The following is a 14,894-nucleotide window of genomic DNA, read 5'->3' as shown; positions in this document are numbered from 1 at the left end:
TAATGAAAACGTGAAATTGGCTCATTTGTTACAAAACCAAAACCAACTATATAGATCATGAAGCGTTCTTCAGAGTGATCGGAAGTTAATAATGGAATTGCCTCAAATATGGGGTTTCACCAACAAAGTCATTATACTCCACCTCAACACCATTAACTCCATTCCAATGATAACCAAGAGATTCCAATTCCTCTCTCATTTCCTTAAATTCATCAGTACTAGATCGGCAACTAGCTAATTTTTTTCGGCTCCTTCAACTAAATGAATTCCAATATGACCTTCATGAGCAGTTACTGCTGGTGAAAAAGAAAGTATTACTCCAATCACTGCCAAGATCATTACAAATTTTTTTCTTTTTCAATAACATCCCCTTCCAATTTAAAGAAGTTTCTTTCACTAATTCGACAATAAACGATTAAATCCTTTCCTACATTTTCTACTTTCTTAATTTTCTGTCTTTTTTCTTGTGGAGTTTATTAGTTTGCAAACGTTAATAAAATATGAGACCAAAAACCCCATGCCCCAGCTTGACTAACATTACTTATTATTTTATACTAACTTACATAAAGTAACCTACTAAAAATAATTAGTGTTAAGTATAAATCAGGAGGTAGCCAAAATGAATTTTCATCGTGAACCTATTACATTCGTAGGCGTAGTAAACTTAAAGGTACAAAACTTAGAACGTTCAATAGCATTCTACCAAGAAATAATCGGATTTAAAGTTTTAGAGCAAACTGAGCGAAAAGCTAATCTAACTGCGGATGGAAAGACAGTTTTGTTATCAATTGAGCAGCCCAATAGCATTATTCCAAAGCAAGGAAGAACAACAGGTTTATATCACTTTGCCCTACTTTTACCTGAAAGATCTGATTTAGCTCAAATCGTCCAACATTTTATAGAAAATGGGGTTCAGTTAGGTTCCTCAGACCATCTTGTCAGTGAGGCTTTATATTTATCAGACCCAGATGGTAACGGCATTGAAGTCTATACTGACCGAGACCCTTCCGAGTGGTATTGGAATAACAGTGAAGTTGATATGTCCGTTGATCCCTTAAATTTTCCTGATCTCCTATCTACTTGGAATCATCAACCATGGAAAGGTCTACCAGCTGGCACTGTTATGGGACATATTCATTTACATGTATCCGAGTTAGAAAATACTGAAGAGTTTTACACTAAAGGGCTAGGATTCGATGTAGTAAAACGGTATGGAGCTCAAGCACTTTTTATTTCAGATGGCAAATACCATCATCACATTGGTTTAAACACTTGGAATGGGGTAGGAGCACCTACACCTCCATCTAATAGTGTTGGACTTAAATCATTTGATTTAATGCTTCCAAATGAGGAAAAGAAAAAATTAATAGTTGCACAGTTAAAGGACATAGGTGCTCCGATAACTGAAGAAAATGGTAACACGTTGACTACAGATCCCTCTGGAAATCGTATTCGTTTAAAAGTGTAAGGGACGGTTCTAATGCTTCTATTTTCATTAGAAATCTTTGAGTATCAAGGGAAAATGTGATTGGAAGCCCGAAAAAAACAATCGAAAGTTATGTACCCAAAAAGGCACGACAAACAGTTAATTTCTGTTCGATGTGCCTTTTTCTTTTTCAACTTTTACCTATTTAAAAAGTCTTAGCCAAAAACAATTACAGTATATAAAGATTCAGTAGATCCTACTCAATATATTTCCCCACAAAACTCCAAATCGTACTCCAATATAATTCTGGATTTACCTTTTCTGCTTCGCCATGTCCAGCACCATCAATCACAATCCTATTTTTTTCCACTGGTGCTGCTTCAAAGACTACATCCAACATTTCATATTGCACAAAAGTATCCTCCTTGCCATGGATAAACAGCATTGGGGTTTCACTTTTTGCAAGTTGATCTACAGCCGAGGCCTCATATAAATCATAACCTGCACGCATTTTTGTAACTGTATTAGCTGCACTTAATACCGGAAACTCCGGTAATCCGAACAAATCGTCTAACTGATAAATGAATACATCACTGACAGAAGAATAACCGCAATCTTCTACAATAACCTGTACATTTGACGGTAGTTCTTCCCCCGAAGTCATCATCACGGTAGCAGCACCCATGGAGACACCGAATAATACAATTTGTGCATCTGGATCCATTTTGACGATTTCATCAATCCATAGCAGCATGTCCATCCGGTCATGCCATCCCATGCCAATATAATCTCCTTCACTTTTTCCATGACCGCGAAGATCAGGGGCAAGCACATTGTAGCCTTGTTCATGAAAATTACGAACATATCTAGTCATCCCAGCTGCATTACTTGTGTACCCGTGTGCTACGACGGCCCATTTAGGGTTGTCCTCATGATGTTCGTAGACGTCTGCATGTAATTTTAATTGTAATTCATCATCTGAAACAACCGATAAGCTTGAAGGAGGATATTTCTCTTTAAATTCACTATCAGCTAGTTCTGCGGCTTCAGTTACATCAGCCATAGCCATAACAGCTTCACTTTCCTCTAAATGAGGGTTATCATCCAAAAATTCTTTTTCATCGTTTGCATCTAAAGCGAAGTTATAAAAGTAATTGCCAACAGCCCCGTAGCCTGCGACCAAGACGACAATCACTATAGTTAAAATAATCATCATTTTCTTTTTCATATGTATAAGACCCCCGTAAACACGGGGACGGTTCTTTTGTGTATTTTTATCATCAAAAGAACCGTCCCCCTGATAATTATTCTAAATGTTGGACAATTTTTTCTGCAATGAGGTGTCCTTCTAAATCCCGATTGTAATTCTCATCTGAAATAGATCCATTTTTGACTGATTCCAAGAAGGCTAAAACGACTCCAGTAAACCCTCGTTTTTGAAGCATTGGTTCCCAGTCATTGTTACCGAAAATCAAGACATTCCTATCTTTGTGAGAAGTCACCTCATTAACATTAGTAGCCCTGCGTGTCTCTTCTTGACTAAAAACTTCTACCTTTTCCTCAGTTGTACCTGCTTCACGGTTCATAATAGCGATAGCTGTTCCTTGTTTCGCTTCTAACTGAAGAGTTACGTGTTGTAGATTACCATCCTGTTGTTTACCATTAATGTGAACATTTTCAATTGAGTAAGGAAATAAGTAAAGTAATGTGTCAATCACATGGATAAAATCATCGAAGATAAAGGTTCTAGCTTTAGCAGCCTGGTTTCCTCGATTTTTTTGCATGATAACCATGTTTGGTTCCGTTATTTCCCTTAATTTTTGGTAGGGTGGAGCATGTCGACGATTAAAACCGACCATTAAAATTAAACCCTTACTTTTAGCTTTTGCCATTAGTCGTTTCGATGAGTCCGCGTAATAAGTGATAGGCTTATCCACATAGACGTGAATATGATTATCTAGTAATTTGTCGATAATATATTCATGTGAATCTGTTGAAGAATGAACAAACGCTGCCTCTATTCCACTCGCAATCCATTCATCCATTTGTGAATATGTATGTGCTATACCATAGGTATTTTTCAATTCTTTTAACGTTTGTTTATTTCGAGTACATACATGAAGCTCAATAGATTTTGTTGCTGTTAGTACAGGCAGATAAGCTTTCTTTGCAATATCACCAATACCAATCATTCCTATTTTCATTCGACCACCCCATTATAGTTCTAATGTAGATTTCTACCAGTTGTAGCTTATTTCACGTTTGGAAAAGTCTAGAATACTAGAATTTAGAATGTTATGACAAATATAAACTAGCCGACTATATTTGTCCAATTGGATATTTCGGGGGACGGTTCTTTCGCTTCTTTTTTCAAAACTAATGGGCATTCCTCAGTATAAGACAGTTGTCCTGTTGTGAGGATGCCCATAAAGTTTGTCATAATGGGACAAGTGGCCTGTCCCTCTGTCCCTTCTCAATCAAACTGAGAAAGTTTTTTCCGAAAATGTATTCCTTTTGGTGCTCAGGAATTTCAAGTGAATCAACCCAACTCTTCTTATGAGAATAATCATACTCATTAAACCTTTTCATTCCATAAGGTCCATCACAACCATACAATACTTTGCGATAACCTAGTGCATCTACTACTTTTTCAACCATTGATGCAGAAAGATAATCACTGGATGAATCAACAAATACATTTGGCTGGTCTTTGGCATATTTCCAAAGTTTTTTCCAAAAAGGAAGTCCTGCGTGTGCGTAAATCACTTTAAGATTAGGATATTTATCCGGTAAGTATTTGTAGGAGTATGGTTCTGAAGATAGATGAATAATAATTGGAATGCCTTTTTCTTGGCACAAACTAGCAATTGGATTAAGCTTTTTAATAGTATATCCATGCATGAACGGATGAGCTTTCACGCCGATAAAACCAGGTCTTTCAAGGTAAGACTCTAACTCTTCTACTGATTCAGAAATTAGTGGATTTACTGCTGCCCATCCTAAAAATCTTTCAGGGAATTTATTAATTGCATCTGCAACAATATCATTGTCTGGTTTTGTAATAACTTTGTGCTTACCATTAACTTTAAAGTAGCCATCTTCTACTAAACTAACATAAATTTTAAAACCAATTTGAGGTACATTTAGAATAAGGAAACGAAATAAGCTATGCACATAATGCTGAACATTACTATCCGTGTCAAACATAGTTTCATTCATAGGAGGAATCAGCACAGTTTTGCTCACATTATTTTTGTCCATTTCTTCTATCATTTTTTCCAAGGTCAACATGGATTCATCCACATGAAAATGACAATCTATAATCATTCGCTTTACCCCTTCCGGTCTAAGGAAATAGCATTGTTAAAATCATAGCCACCTTAGATACACTTTACTACCTAAGTTCAACAAAAATAGTTGAGTTTCCTTCTTTCGAACAAGGGGACGGTTCTTTTGCTTCTTTTTCAAAAAATCGGGGACATTCCCTGGGACAGAGGGACAGGTTCTCTGTCCTGACTAAAAGCTTAGTAATGATTCTTAATTAGCTTTCGGAATTCTATTGATTCTAGGATCTGTAAATATATCCTCTTCATCTGTACTTCGTGTTGAAAATTCAGATACTACAGCTCCACTACTACTAGCTTGAAACCAGTGAAGGGTGTTTGGAAATATTGTGTACTGCTCTCCTGGGTTTAAAATTACTTCATTAAACACGGTATAATATTCTTCATCTCCATGAGGTGGTTGAGCAGCTCTGTTAGTTGATTCCAATCCTTCAACATAGAGAAATACTTTTCCATATCTGCATCTAAAAGTTTCTTCCTTTCCATCATCGAAGGCTCGTCTTGGGTGTTTATGTTCTGGACAGGTCTGGTTTGGAAGTAACACTAAATCCTTTGCACAAACGTTATCTGTGTTAATATACGTAATCAATTGTAATCCCGTTTTATCAAGGTTGTTAAGTCCAAAATCAGCAACTTCAAAATCTTCTTTCTCCTTGTCAGTAAGTACAATGTTCATGCTTTGAAGCATATTTAGAGACTGTTTTTTTATTCTCTCATAATCTTGTGTAGTCACTTTTTTCACCTCACTTAAACTATTTTACTAATTCCTTGTTTGTAAAAATACTAATAGCTCGTTTATAGTCATCCTTAATTGCATTTTTAGCAACGATAGTTAAGTCATGATAAAAAAGATTAGTATTAAGATTGATATATTTCTTTACTGCTTCCGCTCCTGCTTTAGCTGAATAACTGTAGTAGTTTATTTTTCTAACTCCAGAATTTATTGTCCTAATATAGTCCTTTTTACTTAATCCCGAGCCTCCATGCATCACTACAGGAATCTTTATATTTTCGTGTATATCTTTTAGCCTTTCAAAATCAAGTTGTGGCACACTACTATAAATTCCATGAACAGTCCCGAAAGACGCTGCTAATGCATCAATTTTTGTTTTTTCTACAAATTCTTTCGCAATGATGGGGTCTGTGTACAAATCTACTGATTGATCCTGGTTACCTGCATATGTCTCTTCTCCTCCTATACCAGAAGAAGTCATTACTCCTAGCTCAGCTTCGACTGATACATTATGTTGATGCGCATATTTAACTACCTCTTTAACTCTTTTAACATTTTCTTGAAGGGACATATGTGAGGCATCAATCATTACGGAGGTAAAACCAATTGCTATCGCCTTCTTTATGATTGTTATTGATGAACCATGATCTAGGTGAACTGTAACTGGAACAGTTGCCTTCCTTGCCATATCTATTAATATTGGACCAATCAATTCGATTGGCATTATATTATTGTGAGCTTCTGCATGAGCTAAAATTATGGGTGCTTGAAGTTCTTCAGCTGCTTCCATTGCAGCTCTAGCTGATTCTAATGTCGGTACATTAAATGCTCCTACTGCATAATTCCCTTCTTCCGCTTTCAATAAATTTTCCTTTAGTGTTACTAGCATAAAACATCCTCCCTAAATTTTTATGTCTTCTCTTTTCGGATAGTTATCATAAAGTAAAACTAATTCCTCATAATTTTTAATTCCAGAAGTACTATCTTCTTCAAACAATGAAGATGCTGCAGAAGCAGTAGCTAATTTCATAGATTCATTAAGATTAAAACCTTTATGAGCTCCATATAATATACCAGCGACGTATGCATCCCCAGCACCTACAGTTCCCTTAATACTTTCTATTTCAATAAATAAGGAGGGAATACTGTACACATTCTTGCCATCATATCCAAAACTTCCTTCAGGTACATGAACCACAACCCAATCTTTTACTCCTAATTCCTTTAATTTATATAAAACTTTTTTAATGTCACCTGTCAGTAACTTCCCTGATCTATCTCTTAGATTTATACCAACACTTTTTCCCGCTTCATATTCATTGATCACACAATAATTTGTGTACTTCAAACTAGGAGGAACAGTTTTTTCATATCTAATTCCACTCTCACTAACAATATCTATCGATGTCTTAATTCCCAGTTCTTGAGCTTTTTTTAATAATTTTGCCATTTTTGTTCCATACTCTAAGTCCTCTTCGTCCAATGAGTCTAGTAAAAGAATATATGCTATATGCAAGATTTTTGATTTAAGTTTGATTAAATCTATTGAATTCTCATTAAACAAGGAAGAATTACCTCTAAAAGTTAAAAAGGTTCTAGTCTTATCATGTTTATCTTGAATGACATCTGTAAAAGGAGTTTCTCCAATGATTTTCAATTGCTTCAAATCTATATTAGGATAGGTATTCAAACATTCATATAAGTATTTCCCTTTTTCGTCGTTACCAAGATAAGTAATTGCTTCAACTACTAGGTTTCTATCAATTTTTGCTAGAGCAACTGAACAATTTGAAACGGCACCTCCTATGGACCTTCTCACGCTATTTATTGTGGTAAGCTCAGATTTATCAGGATAACAATCAACTGCTTTAATTTCATCTAATGATATGGTACCGGCTATAGCTATTCCTTTTCTCAATGTCTCACCTACTTTCTATTTCTTATTGAACTGACATGTTTTTTAAAATTAGGTAAGTATTTATGAAACTTGATTAAACACCCATACTTACTCCATCTCTTTTTTTCTTAATTACATCTGCATACACAGCTACTAGGATAACTACACCCTTTACAACATATTGCCAAAATGAACTTACTCCCATTAAATTTAGCCCATTGCTTAGTACACCGATTATTAAAGCACCTATTACCGTACCACCGATTCTCCCCGAGCCACCTGTCATACTTGTTCCTCCTAATACTACAGCAGCAATGGCATCTAACTCCGCCATGTCACCAGATGTCGGTTGCCCTGAAAACATTCTTGATGAAAGAACAATACCAGCAATACCTGCCATTAATCCGCTAAACGTATAAGCAAAAAGCTTTATTTTTTTAATATCAATTCCTGAGAATTTAGCTGCTTCGCTATTTCCTCCAACAGCATACATATAACGACCTAGCTTTGTTTTATTCATGATTAGATAAGCCAAAACAATAATTATTATCATGTATAATACTGGTGTTGGAAAAACTCCTCCAATATAACCAGAACCGATGTAATTAAAAGAATCTGACATTACCCTAACCGGTTTTCCATCAGATATTACATAGGCAACACCTCTAGCTATATTCATTGTTGCTAACGTCACAATAAATGGAGGAATGATTGTAGTAGCTACAACGTATCCATTAAATGCGCCAAATAGCATTCCAACCAATAGACCAGCTAGAACTGCTACAAAAACAGGTAACCCAGCAAGAGCTATTAGCATAGTAGTTACGACACCTGTAACTGCTATAATCGACCCTACCGATAAATCTATTCCTCCTAAAATAATTACCATTGTCATTGCTATTGCAAGATACATGTTTGTTGAGGTTTGTCTAAGAACGTTTAGTAAGTTATTTGATGATAGAAAATCAGGGTTAATTATCGAAATCACTATGCACAGAACGATTAAACCTATTAAAATACCCATATTATCTTTGACATAAGTACTAATTGCATTACCAGTTTTAATAAGGATATTATCTTTTTTGTTTTCATAGTTAAAAGTTGGTTCTGTCATTCTAAATCCCCCCTGTGGCGTAATACATTATTTTTTCTTGGCTATAACTCTCTCTATCTAATATCTTTTGAATTTTACCTTTATACATTACTGCCACTCTATCACTCATATTCATTATCTCCGGCAACTCGGAAGAGATCATGATAATTGATACGCCTTCTTTTGATAATCTATTCATGATTGAGTAGATTTCTGCTTTAGCCCCTACGTCCACACCTCTTGTCGGTTCGTCCAAAATGAGAATTTTAGGTTTTGTAGCTAACCATCTTGAAATCAGTACTTTTTGTTGGTTCCCACCACTTAAATTCCTCACTACTTGATATGGACTAGGAGTTCTAATTGATAATTCTTCTATATAATTTCTCACTTCATTATCTTCATAGTAATTGTCTACCCTAAAGAATTTAATAAACTGATGCAAAATTTTAATTGTTATATTGTAATTAACAGGTTTAGATAAAAACAATCCTTCTTCTTTTCTGTTTTCGGGAACATAAGCAATATTGTTCTTTATGGCATGGCTTGGATTTTTGATAACTATTTTTACTCCATTTACAGATACTTCTCCGCGCTCAAATGTATCAATTCCAAATAAACACTTCATTAGTTCTGATCTACCAGCACCTACTAATCCAGAAAAACCTAGAATTTCACCTTTCCTTAACTTAAAGTTTATATCATGTAAGATACCTTTTTTGCTTAGATTGATAACTTCCATCACAGCATCGTCTGTTGATGATGAGTAGGATCGATCATAATAATTAGTCAATTCCCTTCCAACCATCATCGATATTAACTGATCGTTAGTTGCTTCTTTTGTTTTTACCGTTCCTATGTAAGAACCATCTCTCATTACGGTTATCATGTCAGAAATTTCAAAAAGTTCATTCATTCTATGAGAAATGTAAACAATTCCTACACCTTTCTTTTTAAGATTTTCTATTGTCTTAAATAAGAAATCAACCTCTCTATCTGTTAACGACGAGGTGGGCTCATCCATTACAATGATCTTGGATTCAAATGAAACTGCTTTTATTATTTCAATCATTTGTTGTTGCGCAACAGTTAGTTTTTTAATATGAGTTCTAGCGTCAATTTCTAATTTAAAATCACGCAAAAACTCCTGGGAATTTTCAACCATTTTATCTAAATCAATTAAACCCGCTTTGTTTAGTATCTCTCGACCTAAATAAATATTTTCTGCTATCGATAAATAAGGTACTAATACAATTTCTTGGTGGATAATACTAATCCCATGCTGTTGTGCATCTTTAACATCAAGGATGCTGACTTCGTTCCCATTAATATGAATCTTTCCTTCATCTGGAGTGTGAATTCCACCGAGTACTTTCATTAATGTCGATTTTCCTGCTCCATTTTCTCCTAGAAGTGCATGAACTTCTCCAGCACGTAACTCAAAATCAACACTTTGAAGGGCATAAACTCCTGGGAATCGCTTAGTTATCTTATTCATTTCCAACAGTGTTTCACTCATCATTTTCACCTCTTTTAATTGTAGCGAGCTTTACTTGAATACAAGTAAAGCTCGCTATCAAACTTATCTTACTCTCTTACTGCCAACCATCTGTACCGTATTCATCAACATTTTCTTGATTAATTAAGAACGTTTCAACAGGAGTTCTTTTTTCAAATTCTTCGTCATTCAATATTTTATATGCGACCTCAACTGATTGAACGCCAATGGAAATAGGAGATTGTGCACCCGATCCCACAAACTGTCCGCCTTCTGCTATTGCAGCTTTTGCTGAAGGAGAACCATCAACCCCATAAATCGCTAAGTCAGTAACATTATTAGCTTTTGCAGCAGCTAGTGCACCAAGTGCTGTTGGGTCATTCCCACCCATTATTGCAATGATATCTGGATGTGCTTGAAGAATATCTTCTGTCAGGTTTAATGCAGTCTCTAAATCACCCTTTGCATCTTGTTGAGCAACAATTTCAAAATTTTTGCCTTCAATAGCTTCCATAAATCCTTCAATTCTATCATTAACGGAATTCATGGTTGGACTATCAAGAACTGCTATTGGTCCACCATCAGGAAACCTTTCTACTAAATCTTGACCTGCAACTCTACCAGCGTTCGTATTGTCTGAACCAACATAAGCAGTTACATAATCAAAGTCTTTAACCTCTGTATCGTAGTTAATTATTGGCACTCCAGCTTCTTCAAGCATAACCAATGCAGGTCTAATTCCTTCCCAATCAACTGGATTTAAGAAGATAGCGTCTATACCCTGTGCGATCATGTCTTCAATTTGGTTAATTTGAAGTTCAACATCCATAGCTGGATTGGTTGTTATTAATTCATCCCCATTAGCCTCTACCTCTGTTCTAATAGATTCTTCTAGTATTTGGAAGAACGGGTTATTCTGAGTCATAGAAGTGTAACCGAAAACAAGATTATCAGAGTCACTACCACCCCCAGCTTCTTCATTACCACATGCAACTAACCCAAAAGTGAGTATTGTTCCAAACAATAAAATAAGTAATTTTTTCATACAATGACCTCTCCTTTTAACATTTTTTATATTAAATCACATAGTGATTTGATATTTTTTGTACAATATCTTATTAATAAATGTTTTACCAAGCTATCTCTTTAATCGTTATTCAACTTCTAATCCTAATCATTATATTTAAAATCATCTTTTTCCTAGATTTTGATGTATGCGTTTTCATTAAGATGTACTAAATGAATTATCATTGCAAATAACGAGGTCTATCCCTATTTTTTTTATTGATCTACAGTATTCATCTGGTGGTTTTTTATCTGTAATGATACGATCTACTCCTTCTAACATTGTTATTTTATGTACGAACTGGATTCCAAATTTGCTATGATCAACAAGAAAATTAACTTCTCTAGATTGTTCCATAACTTTTCGTTTTATTTGAACTTCAAAGACATTTGCGTTGCTAAATCCGTTCTCTAGTGTTAATCCTGATGTAGATAGAAAAGCTTTGTCAAATGATAAATTTTCTAATGAAGACATGGCAATAGGGCCTACTAGAGACAATGTTGACTCATGTAAAACTCCACCTAATAGTATTTTTTCCTTCTTGGATCCTTGTATTTGAGCAACGACGTTTAAAGCATTAGTAGCAACTACCAGTTCCCAATTTTTAGGCAAGTGCTTTACCAAATGTGGAGTAGTGGTGCCTGAATCTACAAAAATAGCTTCACCGTCATGTACAAATTGCACAGCCTTCTGTCCAATTTGTCTTTTTAAGTGTGCATTTAGACTTTCACGTTTAGTAAAACCAACATCTAGATCAGCAGCGAGAATTGCACCTCCAAATGTCCGCTTTACAATACCCATTTTCTCCATTTTTTCTAAATCACGTCTTATTGTCATTTCGACTACACTGAATTTTTCTGTAAGATCACTAACTTTTAATTGTTCTTCTAGCAATAAATAGTTATAGATTTGTTCTTGTCTATTATTTAACTTTCTTTGATTTACCATAAAGTCTCTCTCCTAAATTGATTGCCGCAATAGTCTCATAGTTATTCTATTCAGACATAAATAACAATATGTTCATAACAAACATTAAAATGTTTGTTATGAACTAGCGTTTTTTCTCAATGAGGAAGAGTGGAACAAAGATGAATTGTTATAGGATTATATAAATAAAATCAAAAAAAATATTAGTTCGTCTATATGAACAAATGTATGCCCATGAACATTAGACGAACTAACACTAAATTAAATTAAAATATCATCACCCAACTACCAACTTGATAGACCGGAATTTTCTTAACACCCCATTTCTACAATCGTACTATGATCATTATTTTGATATAAATAAAAACAGCTTAAGGAAAGGAAAAATTATTATGCACAGCAATAATCAACCATCTTATTTTCCGTTTAATCAATGTGACCTAAAGCCTACAAGATGGAATGTCGTAGTTAGTATTACTCCAGGTTGGAAATTCACGTTTAAGGTCATCATTGTATAGCTATAGAGGGGAGAATAGATCCAATTACAACAGCGCTAATGGTACGAGGTAATTAGCAATGGAACATTTCTATGGCGATCTACAATGGTGAGTCTGAAAGATTACTTGTCAAAGTGGATATTGAAAAAGCAACCAAACCTAACATCGTTTTAAGTGGGGGGAATCGGGGTTGGTCTTTCTCTACCGAAGAACTAGCTAACTAATGGGCATCATTCAGTACAAGACAATTGTCCTGTTCTGAGGAATGCCCCTAAAGTTTGTCATAATGGGACAAGGAGCCTGTCCCTTAGGTTGGGAAAGCCTCATTCTTGGAAACTCGAATATTATCATCGTCGAAAAACTTGTTGAAGTACTTTTCCACCATCACATGAATATCTTTTCGATACCATTTTGATAGCTCATGTTCTTCAAATAAATTAGGCATACCTAACTTTTCCGAACGTTTTCCCATCAAACCATCACCAATACTTAACGTATCAATCCAAATGTGATCGACTATTCCAATTAATGCTTTAGGAAAATCAGGAGTAAATGGCAACACAGGGGATATCGAAGCTTGGGTGGTTATTCCTGCATCATGTACTTCTTTTAATGCTTTCATTCGCAACTTTATCCCTGGTCCATGAGGAGCAAATATCCGCTTGATATCCTCTTTGTCCGTTTCGATTGTCATAGATACGAAGACTTTGCATTTCTCTTTTAATTTGACTAATAAATCAATATCCCTTGTAATCAATGGACTTCTCGTTTGTATTTGCAGAAAATCTGGTGGAAACTCCAACATTTTTTCTAATAGCCCACGCGTAATATTGGATGTCCGTTCGATTGGTTGATAAGGATCTGTTGCGGAGGACATAAAAATGTTAATCGTTTTGTTATTCTTACGTAGTTTCGTAAATTCTTTTTGATATTTTTCTGCCGCATTAATCTTCAAATTGACCCATTGACCCCAAGGAATTTCTTTGAATTTCTGGATGGGCATTTCTCTCACATAACAGTACTTACAAGCAAAAGCACAACCACTATAAGGATTTAATGAATGTGTGAATCCAACATCTAAATAGCCTGTTGCTTCTGTAAGGATATTTTTGCTAATGACTTCTTTCACGTCCATTTTCATACTACATTTTCCTCACTTCGGTGTTTCAAAAATCTGAGAATATAGGAGTAAGACCTATATTATAATATTACGTATATCTACATTGATTTACGATAACAATTTTATCCAGCTATATTCTATGGACAAAATATTCAGGGACAAGGAGCCTGTCCCCCTGTCCCTATGCCGCGATATACAATTAAGGTAGTTAGATTTAATATAATGGTAACGATGAGAAGTATTGTTGACGCGAACACCACTGCACCCGTTGTGTCCATAAGAGCAGACCAGTCCTCAATCTTTACGAGATGATAGTTATAAAAAATCTGGAAACATAGCGATATAGCACAAGCGCTAATGCTCATAAAGGAAAGAGTTACCCATTTCTTATGGTCATGTTTTTCATGTCGGATGAGATTTATAACAGGGAGGATCCAAGCAATTAGTCCAAATACGAGGCTCCCCAGATTAAGTAAACCATACATATCTAATCACCCTTTTGGTACTTTTGTTTCTTCATTCTTTCGCAAAAATCTTGCCCAAGTTAATTTGTTCTTTAGTATTCATAGACCACTGTTACCCAATCAAGAATGAATTCAGAAATTATCGATAAAAACCTAACTATATAAGCCCGATAAAAAAGACAAATAACCTTTCAATCAATTTCAGCCGTTTTGTCGGATAAATTCAATATTCTCCGACGGTATATTTTCTAGATTTTCAAAGTCCTCTGTCATCTTTGAAAAATGAATCCAATACTTAACTTCTGTTGAATAGTCTTCAGTCAGATCTTGTGTTAACTGAATTAACTTTGCGTGTTCATTATTTACCCTTACACCTTTAACGTTAGGTTCATCCGTTTGTACGACAGTTAAGATAGGTGTACTTTCTTCGGGATCCCCTATAGAAATGGTTTGAATAGATTTTTCACCCATTACCCAGTCGATTGAATTTGAATTAAATTTAAGTATGGCTGCACTCAACCCGGATTGAGTAGTGTAGGAAAATACATAAATAAAATCGTCATTAATTTCATAATCAACAATATTGTCTAGTAGATAGTCTTGCTCCTCCATTACATCAGCAATTTTTTCTTCCAATGGTTTAGCCTCACTTAAATTTTCAACTACAGTTTCTTCATTTGAGCAACCAAAAAGAAAGAGAAAGACAGTAGTAGTCATTAGTAGCTTTATCAAAAAATACCCTCCTCTACACTTATATATATTCCTTACGTGGAATACCGGAAAAGCGTTTCACCTTAGACAGTAAACAGGGACAAGGGGACAGGTTCCTTGT

Annotated in this window: 14 protein-coding genes; 2 read left to right on the top strand and 12 right to left on the bottom strand. The window is 35.1% G+C overall.

What is annotated here, in order from left to right; translation table 11 throughout:
- Positions 1-619 precede the first annotated feature (619 nt).
- Entirely contained in the window at positions 620-1,468 is an 849-nt protein-coding gene (locus tag GH741_RS02120) for a VOC family protein (RefSeq protein WP_153735124.1), read from the top strand.
- Positions 1,469-1,682: 214 nt separating this feature from the next.
- Here the strand turns inward: GH741_RS02120 and GH741_RS02115 are convergent, their stop codons facing one another.
- The 10 genes from GH741_RS02115 to GH741_RS02070 all read right to left on the bottom strand — a co-directional run bounded on the left by GH741_RS02115 (position 1,683) and on the right by GH741_RS02070 (position 12,002).
- Entirely contained in the window at positions 1,683-2,642 is a 960-nt protein-coding gene (locus tag GH741_RS02115; protein ID WP_240795394.1) for an alpha/beta hydrolase, read from the bottom strand.
- 88 nt (positions 2,643-2,730) lie between these two features.
- Positions 2,731-3,630 carry a Gfo/Idh/MocA family protein gene (locus tag GH741_RS02110; protein ID WP_153735122.1) on the bottom strand — a complete coding sequence of 300 codons (900 nt, stop codon included), beginning with the start codon at positions 3,628-3,630 and terminating at the stop codon, positions 2,731-2,733.
- A gap of 232 nt (positions 3,631-3,862) precedes the next feature.
- Positions 3,863-4,753, bottom strand: coding sequence for an amidohydrolase family protein (locus GH741_RS02105; protein WP_153735121.1), 891 nt, complete (start codon positions 4,751-4,753; stop codon positions 3,863-3,865).
- 210 nt (positions 4,754-4,963) lie between these two features.
- Positions 4,964-5,458: a D-lyxose/D-mannose family sugar isomerase gene (locus tag GH741_RS02100; RefSeq protein ID WP_153735541.1), complete on the bottom strand. Its 495-nt coding sequence runs from the start codon at positions 5,456-5,458 to the stop codon at positions 4,964-4,966.
- 64 nt (positions 5,459-5,522) lie between these two features.
- A complete protein-coding gene (locus GH741_RS02095; RefSeq protein ID WP_153735120.1) occupies positions 5,523-6,392 on the bottom strand; it encodes a class II fructose-bisphosphate aldolase in 870 nt (289 codons plus the stop codon).
- Between the two features lie 12 nt (positions 6,393-6,404).
- Positions 6,405-7,421, bottom strand: coding sequence for a carbohydrate kinase family protein (locus GH741_RS02090; RefSeq protein WP_153735119.1), 1,017 nt, complete (start codon positions 7,419-7,421; stop codon positions 6,405-6,407).
- 73 nt (positions 7,422-7,494) lie between these two features.
- Positions 7,495-8,514: an ABC transporter permease gene (locus tag GH741_RS02085; RefSeq protein WP_153735118.1), complete on the bottom strand. Its 1,020-nt coding sequence runs from the start codon at positions 8,512-8,514 to the stop codon at positions 7,495-7,497.
- A gap of 1 nt (position 8,515) precedes the next feature.
- The gene (locus GH741_RS02080) at positions 8,516-10,009 is read right to left on the bottom strand and encodes a sugar ABC transporter ATP-binding protein (RefSeq protein WP_153735117.1); all 1,494 of its coding nucleotides are present in this window, start codon (positions 10,007-10,009) and stop codon (positions 8,516-8,518) included.
- A 76-nt stretch (positions 10,010-10,085) separates the two neighbouring features.
- Positions 10,086-11,033 (bottom strand): sugar ABC transporter substrate-binding protein, encoded by a 948-nt coding sequence (locus tag GH741_RS02075; protein ID WP_153735116.1) that lies wholly within the window; start codon positions 11,031-11,033, stop codon positions 10,086-10,088.
- A gap of 180 nt (positions 11,034-11,213) precedes the next feature.
- Positions 11,214-12,002, bottom strand: coding sequence for a DeoR/GlpR family DNA-binding transcription regulator (locus GH741_RS02070; RefSeq protein WP_153735115.1), 789 nt, complete (start codon positions 12,000-12,002; stop codon positions 11,214-11,216).
- A gap of 568 nt (positions 12,003-12,570) precedes the next feature.
- On the opposite strand from GH741_RS02070, the gene GH741_RS22060 reads away from it, so the two are divergent.
- Positions 12,571-12,702 (top strand): hypothetical protein, encoded by a 132-nt coding sequence (locus GH741_RS22060; RefSeq protein ID WP_276608205.1) that lies wholly within the window; start codon positions 12,571-12,573, stop codon positions 12,700-12,702.
- 83 nt (positions 12,703-12,785) lie between these two features.
- Here GH741_RS22060 and GH741_RS02065 read toward each other — a convergent pair whose 3' ends face one another.
- Positions 12,786-13,619, bottom strand: coding sequence for an SPL family radical SAM protein (locus tag GH741_RS02065; RefSeq protein ID WP_153735114.1), 834 nt, complete (start codon positions 13,617-13,619; stop codon positions 12,786-12,788).
- A gap of 644 nt (positions 13,620-14,263) precedes the next feature.
- Positions 14,264-14,794 (bottom strand): hypothetical protein, encoded by a 531-nt coding sequence (locus GH741_RS02060; protein WP_153735113.1) that lies wholly within the window; start codon positions 14,792-14,794, stop codon positions 14,264-14,266.
- Positions 14,795-14,894 lie beyond the last annotated feature (100 nt).

Source organism: Aquibacillus halophilus (assembly GCF_009649745.1).
GTDB lineage: Bacteria > Bacillota > Bacilli > Bacillales > Amphibacillaceae > Aquibacillus > Aquibacillus halophilus.
This window is presented reverse-complemented; position numbering and strand designations above follow the sequence as displayed.

What these genes read in the sequence shown, in the direction of transcription:
- GH741_RS02065 (WP_153735114.1), bottom strand. Translation starts at nt 13,619, where the DNA reads ATGAAAATGGACGTGAAAGAAGTCATTAGCAAAAATATCCTTACAGAA.
- GH741_RS02095 (WP_153735120.1), bottom strand. Translation starts at nt 6,392, where the DNA reads ATGCTAGTAACACTAAAGGAAAATTTATTGAAAGCGGAAGAAGGGAAT.
- GH741_RS02105 (WP_153735121.1), bottom strand. Translation starts at nt 4,753, where the DNA reads ATGATTATAGATTGTCATTTTCATGTGGATGAATCCATGTTGACCTTG.
- GH741_RS02100 (WP_153735541.1), bottom strand. Translation starts at nt 5,458, where the DNA reads ATGCTTCAAAGCATGAACATTGTACTTACTGACAAGGAGAAAGAAGAT.
- GH741_RS02085 (WP_153735118.1), bottom strand. Translation starts at nt 8,514, where the DNA reads ATGACAGAACCAACTTTTAACTATGAAAACAAAAAAGATAATATCCTT.
- GH741_RS22060 (WP_276608205.1), top strand. Translation starts at nt 12,571, where the DNA reads ATGGCGATCTACAATGGTGAGTCTGAAAGATTACTTGTCAAAGTGGAT.
- GH741_RS02115 (WP_240795394.1), bottom strand. Translation starts at nt 2,642, where the DNA reads ATGATGATTATTTTAACTATAGTGATTGTCGTCTTGGTCGCAGGCTAC.
- GH741_RS02110 (WP_153735122.1), bottom strand. Translation starts at nt 3,630, where the DNA reads ATGAAAATAGGAATGATTGGTATTGGTGATATTGCAAAGAAAGCTTAT.
- GH741_RS02075 (WP_153735116.1), bottom strand. Translation starts at nt 11,033, where the DNA reads ATGAAAAAATTACTTATTTTATTGTTTGGAACAATACTCACTTTTGGG.
- GH741_RS02120 (WP_153735124.1), top strand. Translation starts at nt 620, where the DNA reads ATGAATTTTCATCGTGAACCTATTACATTCGTAGGCGTAGTAAACTTA.
- GH741_RS02080 (WP_153735117.1), bottom strand. Translation starts at nt 10,009, where the DNA reads ATGAGTGAAACACTGTTGGAAATGAATAAGATAACTAAGCGATTCCCA.
- GH741_RS02070 (WP_153735115.1), bottom strand. Translation starts at nt 12,002, where the DNA reads ATGGTAAATCAAAGAAAGTTAAATAATAGACAAGAACAAATCTATAAC.